Source organism: Stenotrophomonas sp. JAI102 (assembly GCF_013409105.1).
GTDB classification, from domain to species: domain Bacteria; phylum Pseudomonadota; class Gammaproteobacteria; order Xanthomonadales; family Xanthomonadaceae; genus Stenotrophomonas; species Stenotrophomonas maltophilia_AA.
The window spans coordinates 1,284,721-1,300,760 of the sequence record NZ_JACCCI010000001.1; the positions used below are offsets into that span (position 1 = coordinate 1,284,721).

The window sequence follows — 16,040 nt, forward strand, 5'->3', positions numbered from 1 at the left end:
TCGTGTATCAAGTTTGCAGTCCGGGGAGTAGTGAATGCAGAACGCGAATGACATGACGGTCCGCCTGCTGATCGTGGACGACAGCGGCGAGAACGCCGAGACCATCGTCAGCACGCTGCGCAACAGCGGCATCGCGGTGCGCCCGACGCGCCCGCAGCACAGCGAGGAACTGGCCCAGGTGCTGGGCACCCAGCCGATCGACCTGGTGCTGGTCGCCGCCGCGCAGAGCATCCCGCTGCTGCAGGTGACCCAGCAGATCGCCGCCAGTGGCAAGGACATCCCGATGATCCTGCTGGCCGAATCGATCAACGAAAACGAGTGGGTCGAGGCCGGCGCCAACGGCATCCGCGCCATTGCCCTGCGCCACCGCCCGGAGCACCTGCTGGCCGTGGTCCGCAACGAATGGACCGATCTGCATGCGCGCCGCGGGCTGCGCCGGATCGAGGCGCAGATGCGCGAGACCGAGCGCCGCTGCGATGCGCTGATCTCCTCCTCGCGCGACCCCATCGCCTACGTCCATGAAGGCATGCACATCCGGGCCAACGAGGCCTACCTGGAGATGTTCGGCTACGAGACCTTCGACGATGTGGAAGGCATCTCGCTGCTGGACATGGTCGCCCCGCAGCACGTGGACGGCTTCAAGCAGCTGCTCAAGTCGATGAGCAAAGGCGATGCCCCGCCCCCGCAGTACCAGGTGGATGCGCGCAACCAGGACGGCGCGGTGTTCCCGGCGACGATGGAGTTCACCCAGGCCAGCTACGAGGGCGAGTCCTGCCTGCAGGTGGTGTTCCGTCGGCGCATGGAATTCGACCCGGAGCTGGCGCGCGAGGTCGAGGACCTGCGCCAGCGCGACCAGGTCACCGGCCTGCTCAACCGGCCGACCTTCATGCTGCACGTCGAGAACGCGGTCGCCCAGGCCGGCCGCAGCGAAGGCCGTTTCGGCCTGCTGCTGATCGAGCCGGATCACTACGCGCGCCTGCTGCCGGAGATCGGCCTGGACTCGGCCGATGCGCTGATCGGCGCCCTCGCCCGCGTGCTGGCCCAATCGGTTGGCGACAGCGCCCAGGTGGCCCGCTTCGGCGAACACAGCTTCGCGGTGCTGACGGAGGGCGCGTATGCGCAGACCGTCGCCCTGGCCGACCAGATCCGTGACGCTTTCGCCGCGCAGGTGTTCAGCATCGGCGAGCGCTCGGCCACGGTCACGGTCAGCGTGGGCGGCGTGCAGGTCGGCGAGAAGATCGCGAGCATCGGCCAGGTGCTGGCCCGCGCGACGGAGTGCACGCAGGCCGCACTGGAACTGGGCAACACCACGCGGGTATTCGACCCGGCCGCGGTGGACCGCGTGGAGGAAGAGCGCATCCAGCACTGGGTGGCACGCATCCGCCAGGCGCTGGAAGGCGATGGCTTCCAGCTGCATTACCAGCCGGTGCTCAACCTGCAGGGCGAGGCGCTGGAGCTGTACGAGGCGTACCTGCGCCTGGAGCACAACGGCGAGCTGCTCAGCCCGACCGCGTTCCTGGGCATCGCCGAGGATCACGGCCTGCTGGCCGACATCAACCGCTGGGTGGTCACGCACGCGATCGGCATGCTCGCCGCGCGCAGGCGCGAGGGCCATGTCACCCACATGATGGTCAAGATCACCCCGGAATCGTTCAACGATCCGCAGATGATCGCCACCCTGCGCCGCGAACTGCAGGCCCAGGGCGTGCCGGGCGAACAGCTGTGGCTGCACGCGCCTGAGGCCAAGGTGTTCACCCATCTGCGCAACGCACAACAGTTCCTGGCGGCGGTCGCGCCACTGGGCTGCCGGATCGGCCTGGAGCAGTTCGGTTCGGGGCTGGATTCGTTCCAGCTGCTGGCGCATTTCCAGCCGCAGTTCCTCAAGCTGGACCGCGATTTCACCTGCGATTTCGCCAGCACCCGCGAACACAGCGAGAAGATCAGCGAGATCACCGCGCGTGCGCAGGCGGCCAACATCCAGACCATCGCCGAGTTCGTCGCCGATGCCAACTCGATGAGCCTGCTGTTCAGTGCCGGCGTGGATTACGTGCAGGGCGAGTTCGTCGGCCCCGCCGGTCCGGCGATGAATTTCGATTTCAGCTGATTGGAAGCGTCACGACCAACGGTCGTGACCTACCTTCTGCCGCAGATCGAAGGGCGCACCGCGCGGGTTCGCTGAGGCACCGCGCGCGCATCGATGGGCGCACCGCACGGGCTGCGCTGGGCGCCACGCGCACGCATCCGCCTGTGCACCGCGCGGGTAGATGCCGACCGTTGGTCGGCATCCATCCTTCCGATCAGGCCATCTCGACCAGGTTCGGAATCTTCACATCGGTCGCGACGTCGGCGTCGTAATCCACGCCTTCCACGCCGAACCCGAACAGGCGCAGGAAGTCGGCCTTGTAGCCGGCCAGATCGCTGATCTCGTACAGGTTCTCGTTGGTGACCTGGGGCCACAGCGCGACCACCTCGCCCTGCACCTCCGGCGCCATTTCCTTGTAGTCCGCGCGCAGGCGGCCGGCATCATCGATCAGCGCGACCTGGCGGCCGCCGTCGGTGACCAGGTCATGGCGCAGGCGCTCGGTGGCGGTGCCCGCGTCCTTGCCGCCGTAGAGGATGTCGTACAGCGTATCGAGCTGCTCGATGCAGCCTTCGTGCGTGCCCTTGGCCTTCATCACCTTGAACAGCAGCGACAGGTACAGCGGCATCGTCGGGATCGCCGAGCTGGCCTGGGTGACCACCGCCTTGAGCACGGACACGCGCGCATCGCCCCCGATCGGGGCCAGCTTCTGGCGCAGGCCGACGACCTTCTCGTCCAGGTCCTTCTTGGCCGCGCCGATGGAGCCGTTCCAGTAGATCGCCTGGGTGATCTCCTCACCGACGTAGGTGAACGCCGTGGTGGTCGCGCCTTCGGCCAGCACACCGGCCTCCAGCAGCGCATCGATCCACATCTGCCAGTCTTCGCCGCCCATGACGGCGACGGTGCCGGCGATCTCTTCCGGCGTCGCCGGCTCGATCGTGGTCTCGGTGATCACTTCCTTGTCGGTGTCCAGGCCACGCAGCGTGATCGGCGCACCGATCGGCTTGAGCGTGGAGCTGATCACTTCACCGGTCCTGGGATGCTTGCGGCGCGGCGCGGCCAGGCTGTACACCACCTGGTCGACCTGGCCGAGATCCTGCTTGATCAGCTCGATGACCTTGGCCTTGACCTCGTCGGAGAAGGCATCGCCATTGACGCTCTTGGCGTACAGGCCGGCCTGCTCGGCGTACTTGTGGAACGCGGCGGTGTTGTACCAGCCAGCCGTGCCCGGCTTGGTCTCGGTGCCCGGGCGCTCGAAGAACACCCCCAGCGTGGCGGCATCGCTGCCGAAGGCGGCGGTGATGCGCGCGGCGAGGCCGTAGCCGGTGGAGGCGCCAAGCACCAGCACCTTCTTCGGGCCGTTGGCGATCTTCGGCTTGGACTGGATGTAATCGATCTGCTGCTTGACGGCCGCATCGCAGCCGACGGGATGGGTGGTGACGCAGATGAAGCCGCGCACACGCGGTTTGATGACCATGTAAACCTCGAGGGGGACTGGCGCAGGGCGGACCGGCGCGATGAAAAGGGAGGTCGCGCGCCACCGGAGCGGCTGCGCGGAACGCAAGGGATCGTAGTGCGCAGCGCCGCGGAGTACAACCGACGGGGGTGTATGGGACTGTGTTGTTCCCTGTGGGCCTGGGACCGGTGCGGATGGGAGAGCAGCCACGCATGGCGTGGCTCTACCCTTGATACCCCGCGTGATATGGCCTCTGACCGGGCCGCCGTCGGCTCGTTATCACCCGCCTGGCAGCGCCGACAATCTAACTGGACCTATGAGCAAATTCACTGATTACCCCATCAAAAGGTACGGGAGCCCGGAGCTCACCCTTGCGTTGAGACCCGACGAGCTGGATCGAGCAGAACACGTGCTGCCCCAGCAGTTGATTGAGCTCTATAGGCGCTTTGGCCGATGCGTCATGCGTTGAGGGCGCATCCAACTCTGCCTCCCTGATGATCTTGCCCCCGTTCTTGACCAGACGTTCGACGGAGATGAAACGTTCTCAAGCTCAAACACACACGCATTCGCTTATACCGCCTTCGGATGTATCTACTTCTTTCACGAATCGCTAGGTCTGGGGTCGGTCGATCTACTAACCGGTCATGTCGTGGTGGACGATCTGACATCCCCACCTCCACCAGGCACGTCGATTGACATGGCTTCTTCACAGCACTGGGCCTCTATGGCCTTGCACATATCGATTACGTTCGCAGCACACCCGCTCGGGCGCATATGTCGTTGATCTGCCAAATGACGGAGTTTGCGATCTTCGGCACGACAGAGACGTACAGCCTGTTTCTGCACCGAAAAGTAGGGCCTCAATGAGACCCTGCTTCGCATAGCGGCAGTGCGCGCTCCGGTCCGCTGCGAAGCAGCCACGCATGGCCTCGAAGGATCCCGCCCGATTGTTTCCTCGTACACATCAGTTGGTAGCAGCAATGGTTGTCTGCGCCAACTGGCCCTGACGCGGGCATCATGCCGAGGACCGCGCACGCTCTGCCCGACCCTGCCCTGGCTTCGCTTCACCTACCGCCATCCAGCCCCGTCTCTGGAGGGTGACGGGTGGCGATGTGCAGGACCGTTGGAGCGGCATGGATGCCGCTCACGAGCCCCCAGGGATGGGTTCACGGCGGGTCCAGCACAGCGCTACCCGTCGCCCTCCAACCGTGAGAACCCGAGGCGCCGCTTTAGGCTCTGAACAAAAAGAAAGGCCGCGCAATGCGCGGCCTTTCAGCTGTTTCATACCACCAAAACCCTTACGGACGACGCTCCAGCGCTTCCACGTCCTTGGCCTTCGGCAGCAGATCCTGCTTGCTCACCGCCAGCGCGCCCATCGTCAGCAGCGGGCAGGCGAGGAAGATGGACGACAACGTAGCGACCACCGCACCGATCATCTGGCTCAGCGCCAGCCCTTCCAGCGAACCACCGCCGTACAGGTACAGCGCCAGCACCGACAGGAAGAACACCAGCGAAGTGATGATCGTGCGCGACAGCGTCTGGTTGATCGAGCGGTTCATCACTTCCAGCGGCTCGACACGCAGGCTGCGGAAATTCTCACGCACACGGTCGAACACCACGATGGTGTCGTTGATCGAGAAGCCCATCACCGCCAGCAGACCCGCCAGCACGGTCAGATCGAACTCGCGACCACTCAGCGAGAAGTAACCGGCCACCACCAGCACGTCGAACAAGGTGGTGATGATCGCCACCGTCGCAAACTTCCACTCGAAGCGGAAACCGATGTAGATCAGGAAGCCGATCAGCACGAACAGGGCCGCGTACAGACCGTTCAGGGCCAGCTCCTTGCCGACCTGCGGGCCCACGAACTCGGCGCCCACGATGGCGGCCTGGTTGCCCTCCACCGAGATCGCCTTCTGCACGGCCTGGGCGGTACGGCTGTTGGCTTCACCGGCATTCTCGCCAGCGGCCATCTCCTGCGGCTGCAGACGGATCAGCAGGTTGCTGCCGCTGCCGAAGCTCTGCACCTGGGCACCGGCATAGCCGGCACCTTCCAGATGCTCGCGGACGGCATCGACGTCAGCAGGTTTGTCGAAGCGCACTTCGACCACGGTGCCGCCGGTGAAGTCCAGCGCGTAGTTGAAGCCCTTGAAGGCAATGCAGCCGATGGCGGCAATGAAGACCAGCGCCGCCAGCGACACGGCTACCCAGCGGGTGCGCATGAAGTCGAACTTGGTGTCGTTCGGGATCAGATGCAACGGGAAAAGTTTCATGGTTTCTATTCGCTTCCCGTCAGATGGCCAGGGTCTTGAGCTTCTTGCGGCGGCTGTAAAGCAGCACGGCAAGGGCACGCGAGACGGTGATTGCAGTGAACATGGAGGCCAGGATGCCGACGATCATGGTCACGGCGAAGCCCTTCAGCGGGCCGGTACCGAACGCATACAACGCCACACCTGCCAGGATGCCGGTGAGGTTGGCGTCCAGGATGGTTCCCGAAGCCTTCTCGTAACCGGCGACGATGGCCGACTTGGGCGGCATTCCGGCCCGCAGCTCTTCACGGATACGCTCGTTGATCAGCACGTTGGCGTCGACCGACAGGCCGATCGACAGCGCCAGACCGGCGAAGCCCGGCAGCGTCATCGTCGCGCCGAACAGCGACATCACCGCCACCACGATCAGCAGGTTGAACAGCATGGCCACCGAGGTGATCACGCCGAACATGCGGTAGTACACGGTGAAGAAGATCAGGGTGAACAGGAACGCGAAGCCGACCGCGGTCACGCCGCGCTCGACGTTCTCCGCACCCAGGCTCGGGCCGACGATGCGCTCTTCGACGAAGTCCATCGGCGCGGCCAGCGAACCGGATTTCAGCAGCTTGGCCAGGTTGTCCGCTTCGAGCTTGTCCAGGCCGGTGGTCTGGAAGTTCTTGCCGAACACGCCGTTGATGTTGGCGACCGAGATCACCTCTTCCTTGACGCGGAAGCTGCGCACTTCCTTGCCGTCGACCACGTTCACGGTCGGGATGCGCTCGGTGTAGACCACCGCCATCGGCTTGTTCACGTTGGCGCTGGTGAAGTCGAACATGCGCTGGCCGCCGACGTTGTTCAGCGTCACGCTGACCGCCGCCGAACCGTTCTGGTCGGTGGTGGCCTGCGCGGCGACCATCTGGTCACCGGTCACGATCACGCGCTTGTTGAGCAGGATCGGGCCGCGGTTGTCGCGCTGCTGGTAGACCTTGGCCTCCGGCGGGATGCGGCCGCTGGTGATCGCATCCTGGGCATTGCCCTCGACCACGGCGCGGTATTCCAGCGTCGCGGTGGCACCGATCATGCGCTTGGCTTCGGCGGTGTCCTGCACGCCCGGGAGCTGCACGACCACGCGGTCGGCACCCTGGCGCTGGATGATCGGCTCGGCCACGCCGAGCTGGTTGACGCGGTTGCGCAGGGTATTGACGTTCTGCTCGATGGCGCCATTGGCGATCGCGGTCAGTTCGGCCTCGGGCATGCTCACCGTGATGCGGTTGCCCGCCACCTCGTAACCCAGCGTCGGCTGTGCCTTGACCATGACGTCGCGGGCACGCGCGGCCGCATCGGCACCGGCGGACGGGCTGATGCTGGCCACGATGGTGTTGTCGCCACGACGCTCGACCGACTGGTAGGCGATGCGGGCATCACGCAGGCTGGTCCGCACGTCTTCGGCGTAGGCATCCAGACGCTTGTCCAGGGCCGCCTTCTGGTCGACCTGCAGCACGAAGTGCACGCCGCCCTGCAGATCCAGGCCCAGCACCATCGGCTTGGCGCCGAGGTCGCTCAGCCAGTCCGGCACGGTGGACGCCAGGTTCAGGGCGACCACGTAGTCCTCGCCCATCTCGTCGCGCAGGGCGTCGTTGGCGGCGGTCTGCGCCTGCAGCGTCGGCAGGCGCACGATCAGGCTGTCGCCTTCCTTGGCCACCGACAGCGGCTCCACGCCGGCCTGCTTGAGGTCACCCAGCACGCGGTCGCGCAGGGCGTCGTCGATCTGCCCGCCACGGTTGGCGGTGATCTGCACGGCAGGGTCCTTCTGGTAGATGTTGGGCAGTGCGTACAACGCACTGACCGCCAGCACGATCAGGATGAGGAAATACTTCCAGCGTGGAAATTCGAGCATTGCTTGGGTCCCGCGCGGTGCCCGTCCCGGCACCGCGGTTGAACGGAAAGGGAGTGGATCAGTTGGCCGACTTCAGCGTGCCGGTCGGCAGCACATTGCCCACGGCGCCCTTCTGCACGCGGATGCGCACGTTCTCGGCCACTTCGATGGTGATGAAGTTGTCGCCGATGTCGGTGACCACGCCGGCGATGCCGCCGTTGGTCAGCACTTCGTCACCGCGCTTGACCTTCTCCAGCATGGCCTTGTGTTCCTTCTGGCGCTTCATCTGCGGGCGGATCATCAGGAAGTACATGATCGCGATCAGGATGATCGGGAACAGCAGGGTGGTCAGACCCATGCCCTGCGGCTGGCCACCGGCGGCCTGGGCGTTGGCGGTGGGAATCAGGAAGGCGAGCAGGTTCATAGTGTGTCCTTGGGTTGGGAGGCGCCCTGCCCCCTTTGAGGGTCAGGGAGTCGCCGCGAAACGGGGGTCAGCCTCGAAGTATGCCATGGCCCCGGGAGTTCGTCCTTGGGCCGTTTGGCAGGGTCGGCGCGCCGGAGCGGCCGGCCGGGGTCACTTTACAGCGCGGGCGTGACCGCACCACGGGCCGCGTAGAAAGACTCGCGGAAGGCGGTAAAGGTTCCCGCCGCGATCGCCTCGCGCATGTCGGCCATCAACTTCTCGTAGTAATAGAGGTTGTGGATGGTGCCCAGCATGGGTGCCAGCATCTCGTTGCAGCGGTCCAGGTGGCGCAGGTACGAGCGCGTGTAACCGCTGGTGCAGGCATGGCAGCCGCAGCCCGGCTCGATGGTGTCCATGTCGCGCTCGTAGCGGGCGTTGCGGATGCGCACCGTGCCGAACGAGGTGAAATAGTGGCCGTTGCGGGCGTTGCGGGTCGGCATCACGCAGTCGAACATGTCCACCCCGCGGGCGACGCCTTCGACCAGATCTTCCGGGCGGCCCACCCCCATCAGATACCGCGGGCGGTCGGCCGGCAGGATCGGATGCATGTGGTCGAGCATGGCGTTGCGCTCGTGCTCGGGCTCGCCCACGGCCAGGCCGCCGATGGCATAGCCGTCGAAGCCGATCTGCTGCAGGCCCTCGGCCGAGCGGCTGCGCAGATCGTGATGGACACCGCCCTGCACGATGCCGAACAGCGCCGCGTCGTTGCCCAGCTCATCGTGCGCGTTGCGGCTGCGCTGGGCCCAGCGCAGGCTCAGCTCCATCGAGGTGCGCGCGACCGGCTCGGTGGCCGGGTACGGGGTGCACTCGTCGAAGATCATCACCACGTCCGAGTCGAGCACCTTCTGGATGCGCATGCTCTCTTCCGGGCCCAGGAACACGCGGGCGCCGTCGGTCGGCGAGGAGAAGGTCACGCCCTGCTCGGTGATCTTGCGGCGGTGGGCCAGCGAGAACACCTGGAAGCCACCGGAGTCGGTCAGGATCGGGCCGTTCCAGCGCGCGAAGCCGTGCAGGCCGCCGTGGTCGGCGATCACGTCCAGGCCCGGGCGCAGGTACAGATGGAAGGTATTGCCGAGGATGATCTCCGCACCCAGCGCGCGGATCTGCTCCGGCAGGATGCCCTTCACCGAGCCATAGGTGCCCACCGGCATGAAGGCCGGGGTTTCCACGGTCCCGCGCGGGAAGGTCAGGCGGCCGCGCCGGGCGCGACCGTCGGTGGTCTGGAGCTGGAACTGGAGTCGGGACATGGAGCGGTCATTCGGACAGATAGTCTGCCATTGTCGCCGAAAACGGCCGCGCCTGCCCCGCCAGCCTCATTCCCCCTGCGGGAACAGCAGCATCGCATCGCCATAGCTGAAGAACCGGTACTTCTCCGCGATCGCGGCCTGGTAGGCCTCGAATACCCGGGCCTGGCCGGCGAAGGCCGAGATCATCATCAGCAGGGTGCTTTCCGGCAGATGGAAGTTGGTCACCATCGCGTCCACGCTGCGGATCCGGTAGCCGGGGGTGATGAAGATCTGGGTGTCCCCGGCGTACGGCAGCAGCTCGCCCTCGCGCATGGCGCTTTCCAGCGCCCGCACCACGGTGGTGCCGACCCCGATCACCCGGCCACCGGCAGCGCGCGTGCGGCGCACCTGCTGGACCAGTTCGGCGCCGACGTTCAGCCACTCGCGGTGCATCACGTGTTCCTTCAGGTCGTCCACGCGGACCGGCTGGAACGTGCCCGCGCCCACGTGCAGGGTCACATGGCCGAAGTCGACGCCGGTGTCCTTCAAGGTGGCCAGCAGGGCCTCATCGAAGTGCAGGCCCGCGGTCGGGGCGGCCACCGCGCCGATCTCGCGGGCGAACACCGTCTGGTAGCGCTCGCGGTCGTCCACCCCCGGCTCGCGCTGGATGTAGGGCGGCAACGGCAGCCGGCCGGCGTGCAGCAGCCACTGTTCCAGCGCCTCGGGCACGTGGAACTGCAACACATAGAACTCGCCATCGCGGCCCAGCACCTCGGCTTCGCCACCCGCATCCAGGGCGATGCGGCTGCCCGGCTTGGGCGACTTGCTGGCGCCGACCTGGGCGCGCGCCTGCTGCCCGCCGAGCAGGCGCTCGATCAGGATCTCGACGCGGCCGCCGCTCGCCTTCTGGCCAAACAGGCGGGCCGGGATCACCCGGGTATCGTTGAACACCAGCAGGTCGCCCGCACGCAGCAGCTGCGGCAGGTCGCGCACCTGGCGGTGCTCGAAGGGGGCCGGCGCCGGCGGCACCACCATCAGGCGGCTGGCCGAGCGCTCGGCGAGCGGAGCCTGGGCGATCAGTTCGGGCGGCAGGTCGTAGTTGAAATCGGACTTCTTCAAGGGAGCGCACGGCAACGTGTAGGCAATGTCGGCCATTGTACGACTGGCCCTCGGTGGCAATGCAGCTTTGGGCGAACGTCGCGCAAAATGCTGCTCTGCAACAGTTTTTGACGGGGTTATCGCGCGAAAAACCGCGTGCTAGCATCGAGCCGGAAGTCTGATGCACGAGCAGGAATGCCCGAAGCGCGCGCGAATAGACGCGCGTTTTGCTTTTCCGCCGTGCCGCCATCGTTTCAGGAGATCTGCAATGAGCTTCATCGAACGTCTCGCCCCGCTTCGCGCCCAGCCCGGCACCCGCCTCACCACCGGCCTGGATGACGCCACCCTCGAACGCCTGGCCGCCGGCCACCCCGCCCTGGTCGCCGCCATCGATGCCGCCGCCGCTGAATTCGAGCGCGTGCGCGCCGATCTTGACGGCCTGCTGGCCCTGGACGAGCGCGCCCAGATCGATGCGATGCAGGAGGGGTTCGTCAATTTCTATGCCGATGATGCGGTCACCCCGTATGTCGCCCTCGCCGCCCGTGGCGCGTGGGTGGTCACCCTGAAGGGTGCGGTGCTGTACGACGCCGGCGGCTACGGCATGCTCGGCTTCGGCCACACCCCCGAGGCGGTGATGGAGGCGATGGCCGCCCCGCAGGTGATGGCCAATGTGATGACCCCCAGCCTGTCCCAGCAGCGCTTCATCCAGGCGCTGCGCAAGGAGATCGGCCACCGTCGGGGCGGTTGCCCGTACAGCCACTTCATGTGCCTGAATTCCGGCTCCGAAGCGGTCGGCCTCGCCGCCCGCATCGCCGACGTCAACGCCAAGCTGCAGACCGATCCGGGCGCCCGCCACGCCGGTGCGAAGATCAAGCGCGTGGTGGTCAAGGGCAGCTTCCACGGCCGCACCGACCGTCCGGGCCTGTATTCCGACTCCAGCCGCAAGACCTACATGCAGCACCTGGCCAGCTACCGGGGCGAGGACACGGTCATCGCGATCGCGCCGTATGACGAAGAGGCGCTCAAGCGCGTGTTCGCCGAGGCCGAGCAGAACCGCTGGTTCATCGAGGCCGTGTTCCTCGAGCCGGTGATGGGCGAAGGCGATCCAGGCCGTTCGGTGCCGCCGTCGTTCTATGCGCTGGCCCGCGAGCTGACCCGCCAGCACGGCAGCCTGCTGCTGCTGGACTCGATCCAGGCCGGCCTGCGCGCGCACGGCGTGCTCTCGATCGTGGATTACCCGGGCTTCGAAGGCCTGGACGTGCCGGACATGGAGACCTACTCCAAGGCGCTCAACGCCGCCCAGTTCCCGCTCTCGGTGCTGGCCGTGACCGAGCATGCCGCGCAGCTGTACCGCAAGGGCATCTACGGCAACACGATGACCTCCAACCCGCGGGCGCTGGACGTGGCCTGCGCGACGCTGTCGCTGCTGACGCCGCAGGTGCGCGAGAACATCCGCGTGCGCGGTGCCGAAGCGGTGCGCAAGCTGGAACAGCTGAAGACCGAGCTGGGCGGATTGATCACCAAGGTGCAGGGCACCGGCCTGCTGTTCTCCTGCGAGCTGGCCCCGCAGTTCAAGTGCTACGGCACCGGGTCCACCGAGGAATGGCTGCGCAACCACGGCATCAATGTGATCCATGGGGGCGAGAACTCGCTGCGCTTCACCCCGCACTTCGGGATGGATGGCGAAGAGCTGGACCTGCTGGTCGGCCTGGTCGGCCGCGCCCTGAAGGAAGGCCCGCGCAGGGAGCAGTCGCAGGCCGCCTGAGTTCGGCGGCCGTGCGGGTGTGAGCCCGCACGGCGGGTAGCCGACCGACGGGAGGAGAAAAGGCAGCCGACCAACGGTCGGCTCTATCCTGGGCCGATTGGCCCCCGCGCCCGAAACACGCGATAATCCGGCACCGCACCTGCGGAACGAACCCCGTCACGAGACCAGCACACCGGTCATCGGCGGGGCTTTTTCGTTTCCGGTCGCTACAGATACGAACAACAGGAAGATCCAATGAAGTCGATTTGCGTTTACTGTGGTTCCAACCCCGGCAGCAAGCCGGTCTACACCGAGCGCGCCATCGCGCTGGGTGACCGCATCGCCCGCGACGGCCTGCGCCTGGTCTACGGCGGCGGCAACGTCGGCCTGATGGGCACCGTGGCCAATGCCGTGCTGGAAGGCGGTGGTGAAGTCACCGGCGTGATCCCGCAGCAGCTGGCGGACTGGGAAGTGGCCCACCGCGGCCTGACCGAGCTGGAAATCGTCGGTTCGATGCACGAGCGCAAGTCGCGCATGTTCGACCTCTCCGATGCGTTCGTGGCCCTGCCCGGCGGCTTCGGCACCATGGAAGAAATCTTCGAGATGCTGACCTGGCGCCAGCTGGGCATCGGCAACAAGCCGTGCGCGTTCCTGGATGTGGACGGCTTCTACGCCCCGCTGATCGGCATGATCGACCGCATGGTCGAAGAGCGCTTCCTGCACCCGGCCCAGCGCGCAGACCTGTGGTACGGCTCGGACATCGATGACATGCTCGCCTGGATGCGCGCCTACGAGCCGGCGCAGGCGTCCAAGTGGATCGATGAGAAGCGGGCCAACGCGCTGCGTTGATCCGGGCATGGCCGCGACGGTTCAGGCCGTCGCGGTGGCTGCCATCGGGGCCGGCCGGCCGAGCAGATAGCCCTGGCCGTAATCGCAGCCCAGCTGCAGCAGCGTGTCGTGCTGGGCCTGGGTCTCGATGCCCTCGCCCACGGTTTCGATGCCCAGTGTGCGCGCCAGCGACAGCACGCCCTGCACCAGCGCGCGCGTGCTCTGCATGTCCTCCCCATGCAGGCCGGCGATGAACGATTGATCGATCTTCAGCGTCGAGATCGGGAACCGGTGCAGGTAGGACAGTGCCGAGAACCCGGTGCCGAAATCATCCAGCTGCACCAGCACGCCGCGGTCGCGCAGGGTCTGCAGGATGCGCAGCGTCCGCGGGCCATCATCGAGCAGCGCCACTTCGGTGATTTCCAGGCGCAACCGATGCGGATCGGCGCCGGCCGCTTCGATCAGTCCGAACAGGCGAGCGCTGAAGTCGGCCGAGCGGAAGTGCCGCGGCGACACATTCACCGACAGATAACCGCGGCCGCCGCGCGCGAGCTGGGTGATCACCTGCTCGTACAGCAGCCAGTCCACCTGCTCGATCAGGCCGCTCTCCTCGCCCAGGTCCAGGAACGCACTGGGCAGCAGCAGCCCGCGACGCTCGTGCTGCCAGCGCAGCAGTGCCTCGTGGCCGACCAGCTCGCCGTCGCTGAGCCGCATGATCGGCTGGTAGAACGGCACGAAATCGCGATTGATGATGGCCCGGCGCAGGTCCGCTTCCAGATCCAGGCTGCGCAGCGCCTGCTCGCGCATCGCCTCATCGAACACGGCGCAGCGGTCATTGCCCTGCGCCTTGGCCCGGTACATCGCCGCATCCGCATCGCGCACCAGCTCTTCGCCGTTGCGGTAGCGCGGGTTCCACATGGCGATGCCCAGGCTGCCGGACGGGAACAGCTCGCGCCCCTTCACCCACATCGATTCCTCCAGCGCCACCAGCATGCGCTGCGAGAACTCCAGCGCCGAGGCCAGGCCATCGCCACACTGGAGCAGGATCGCGAACTCGTCGCCCCCGAGCCGGGCGACCACGTCCTGTGCGGAGAGCATCGAGACGATGCGTTTGGCCACCTCCACCAGCATCTGATCGCCGGCGGCATGGCCGATACTGTCGTTGACCAGCTTGAACCGGTCCAGGTCCAGGAACAGCACCGCAAAGCCCTGCCCTTCACTGCCGCGCGCACGCTCGATCGCATCTTCCAGCCGATCCAGCAGGTGCAGGCGGTTGGGTAGGCCGGTCAGCGCGTCGTGCATGGCCTGGTGGGTCAGGCGCTGCTCGGCGCGCAGGCGTTCGCCGATCTGGCCGAGCAGTTTGTCGTTGACGTCGGCCAGCTCGCGGGTGCGCTCATCCACGCGCTTTTCCAGGTCGGCATGCGCATTGCGCAGCCGCTCCTGGTCGCGCTGACGGGACAGGCCGTTGCCGATGTTCTGCGCGACGAAGGTGAGCAGGCGCTGGTCGTGGACGGTGAACACCACCTCCGGCGAATAGCTCTGCACCACGATCACGCCGACCACATCGTCATCGCTCAGCAGCGGCACCCCGAGCCAGCAGTTCGACCGGGCGCCGAACTCACGGACCACGCCGCTGTCGCGCAGCGCATCGATGCGCTCGCGGGTCGCCAGCAGCGGTTGCCGGTTGCGCACGATGAACTCGGTCAACCCTTCGCTGAAAGGACGCGGCGCGCGCGAAGGGTTGTACTCGTCCACCGAGTACACGAACTCCAGCCCGTCGCCCTTTTCGTTGACCAGCGCGATGTAGAAATTGCGTGCGTCCAGCAGCGTGCCGACGACGCCATGCACCTGGCCGTAGTACTGCGAGAGCGACTCGGCGCTCATCGCCAGCTCGGCGATGTTGAACAGGGCCAGCTGCAGTTTCTCGGCGCGGCGGCGCTCGACCACTTCCTCCTGCAGGTTGCGGTTGGCGCGCTGCAGCTCCACCGTGCGGCGCTCGACCTGGCGCTCCAGCTGCACCTGCGCCTGGCGCCGGTCCATCGCGGTGAGAATATGCTGGGCGACATAGCCCAGCAGGGTGCGGTCGGCCTCGTCATAGCGCGCGCGGTGTTCGTAGCTCTGCACCACGATCGCGCCGCACACGCGCCCATCGCGCAGCATCGGGACGCCGAGCCAGTCCAGGCTTTCCGGCCCGCGCTGCGGATCGTGCTCGTCATCGAGGATCGCCAGCAGCTCGCGCGAGGGGCCGCTCAGCGGCTGGCCGTGCCGCAGCAGCGCGAAGGTCAGGCTGCGCGGCATTTCGTGTTCTTCGTAGCTGCGGTCCGGGTCGGCGACGAAGTCGTCTTTCTGGTCGGCGAAGTACAGGAAGCGCACCCGGTGCCGGATGTCGTCGTATTCGACGATGAAACAGTTCTGCGCGTACATCAGCGAATTGAGTACGCGGTGGAAGTGGCGCAGCATCTCGGCCATTTCCAGATCCGCGCCGGCCAGATCGGCGATCTCGTACAACGCCTGCTGCAGGCGTTTGGACTCCTCCAGCGAGGCGATCTCGCGACGCTGCCGGGCCAGCGACAAGGTGCTCTGGAACAACAGGCGCGCGGCCGTCCACCAGCTGTCCGGCGGCGGGCCGGCAGCCAGCGTCACGCTCACGCTCAACCCGGCACCGTCGTGGGTCCAGCGCTGCTGCCATGGCGGCCCGCCCTGGATCGCCGCGCCGCCGCCCTCCGGATGGCCCTGGCTGCCCTCGCCCAGCAGCGGATCCGACCAGGCCAGCGCGACCGCTGCCCCGGCCGGCAACAGGGCGCACAACGCCGTGGCGACCGCGGCAGGGATCACCGCATCACCGTCCCGTTGCACTGAAGAGGTCACCATCTGGCTGGACACGTCGCTCATCTCTCTGGTGCCGGCTGCCCGGCACCTCCCCCGTCCTGCGAGCATAACGCGCGAACCGGGGGGCAGTGGAAGAGCCGTAACCCCTTCCGGCACCGCGGGACGTTGTTACTGCCATGCCCCAGGTCCTC

The 16,040-nt window shown here is 66.6% G+C and carries 10 protein-coding genes; 3 read left to right on the forward strand and 7 right to left on the reverse strand.

Going from position 1 to position 16,040, the window contains the following annotated elements; translation table 11 throughout:
- Positions 1–34: 34 nt before the first annotated feature.
- On the forward strand, positions 35–2,104 hold the full coding sequence (locus tag HDC96_RS05915; RefSeq protein ID WP_179459154.1) for an EAL domain-containing protein: 2,070 nt from the start codon (positions 35–37) through the stop codon (positions 2,102–2,104).
- A 193-nt stretch (positions 2,105–2,297) separates the two neighbouring features.
- Here HDC96_RS05915 and fabV read toward each other — a convergent pair whose 3' ends face one another.
- The 6 genes from fabV to queA form a co-directional block, all read right to left on the reverse strand.
- Entirely contained in the window at positions 2,298–3,557 is a 1,260-nt protein-coding gene (gene fabV / locus HDC96_RS05920) for an enoyl-ACP reductase FabV (RefSeq protein WP_179459155.1), read from the reverse strand.
- 1,277 nt (positions 3,558–4,834) lie between these two features.
- Positions 4,835–5,809: a protein translocase subunit SecF gene (secF, locus tag HDC96_RS05930; RefSeq protein ID WP_179459156.1), complete on the reverse strand. Its 975-nt coding sequence runs from the start codon at positions 5,807–5,809 to the stop codon at positions 4,835–4,837.
- A gap of 19 nt (positions 5,810–5,828) precedes the next feature.
- Complete coding sequence (gene secD / locus HDC96_RS05935; RefSeq protein ID WP_179459157.1) at positions 5,829–7,682, reverse strand: protein translocase subunit SecD; 1,854 nt, start codon at positions 7,680–7,682, stop codon at positions 5,829–5,831.
- A gap of 58 nt (positions 7,683–7,740) precedes the next feature.
- A complete protein-coding gene (yajC, locus tag HDC96_RS05940) occupies positions 7,741–8,085 on the reverse strand; it encodes a preprotein translocase subunit YajC (protein ID WP_019183141.1) in 345 nt (114 codons plus the stop codon).
- Positions 8,086–8,240: 155 nt separating this feature from the next.
- On the reverse strand, positions 8,241–9,371 hold the full coding sequence (tgt, locus tag HDC96_RS05945; RefSeq protein WP_176989755.1) for a tRNA guanosine(34) transglycosylase Tgt: 1,131 nt from the start codon (positions 9,369–9,371) through the stop codon (positions 8,241–8,243).
- Between the two features lie 66 nt (positions 9,372–9,437).
- Positions 9,438–10,505, reverse strand: coding sequence for a tRNA preQ1(34) S-adenosylmethionine ribosyltransferase-isomerase QueA (gene queA / locus HDC96_RS05950; RefSeq protein WP_306455615.1), 1,068 nt, complete (start codon positions 10,503–10,505; stop codon positions 9,438–9,440).
- Between the two features lie 211 nt (positions 10,506–10,716).
- Between queA and HDC96_RS05955 the strand changes: the two genes are divergently transcribed.
- Together HDC96_RS05955 and HDC96_RS05960 are read left to right on the forward strand one after the other, a co-directional pair.
- On the forward strand, positions 10,717–12,213 hold the full coding sequence (locus HDC96_RS05955) for an aminotransferase class III-fold pyridoxal phosphate-dependent enzyme (protein WP_179459159.1): 1,497 nt from the start codon (positions 10,717–10,719) through the stop codon (positions 12,211–12,213).
- Positions 12,214–12,447: 234 nt separating this feature from the next.
- On the forward strand, positions 12,448–13,041 hold the full coding sequence (locus HDC96_RS05960) for a TIGR00730 family Rossman fold protein (RefSeq protein WP_179459160.1): 594 nt from the start codon (positions 12,448–12,450) through the stop codon (positions 13,039–13,041).
- 21 nt (positions 13,042–13,062) lie between these two features.
- On the opposite strand, the gene HDC96_RS05965 is transcribed toward HDC96_RS05960, so the two are convergent.
- Positions 13,063–15,912, reverse strand: a complete 2,850-nt coding sequence (locus HDC96_RS05965; RefSeq protein WP_179459161.1) for an EAL domain-containing protein — start codon at positions 15,910–15,912, stop codon at positions 13,063–13,065.
- Positions 15,913–16,040: the final 128 nt, after the last annotated feature.

Coding starts and splice junctions, on each gene's coding strand:
- HDC96_RS05915 (WP_179459154.1), top strand. CDS start 35: ATGCAGAACGCGAATGACATGACGGTCCGCCTGCTGATCGTGGACGAC.
- fabV (WP_179459155.1), bottom strand. CDS start 3,557: ATGGTCATCAAACCGCGTGTGCGCGGCTTCATCTGCGTCACCACCCAT.
- secF (WP_179459156.1), bottom strand. CDS start 5,809: ATGAAACTTTTCCCGTTGCATCTGATCCCGAACGACACCAAGTTCGAC.
- secD (WP_179459157.1), bottom strand. CDS start 7,682: ATGCTCGAATTTCCACGCTGGAAGTATTTCCTCATCCTGATCGTGCTG.
- yajC (WP_019183141.1), bottom strand. CDS start 8,085: ATGAACCTGCTCGCCTTCCTGATTCCCACCGCCAACGCCCAGGCCGCC.
- tgt (WP_176989755.1), bottom strand. CDS start 9,371: ATGTCCCGACTCCAGTTCCAGCTCCAGACCACCGACGGTCGCGCCCGG.
- queA (WP_306455615.1), bottom strand. CDS start 10,505: ATGGCCGACATTGCCTACACGTTGCCGTGCGCTCCCTTGAAGAAGTCC.
- HDC96_RS05955 (WP_179459159.1), top strand. CDS start 10,717: ATGAGCTTCATCGAACGTCTCGCCCCGCTTCGCGCCCAGCCCGGCACC.
- HDC96_RS05960 (WP_179459160.1), top strand. CDS start 12,448: ATGAAGTCGATTTGCGTTTACTGTGGTTCCAACCCCGGCAGCAAGCCG.
- HDC96_RS05965 (WP_179459161.1), bottom strand. CDS start 15,912: ATGAGCGACGTGTCCAGCCAGATGGTGACCTCTTCAGTGCAACGGGAC.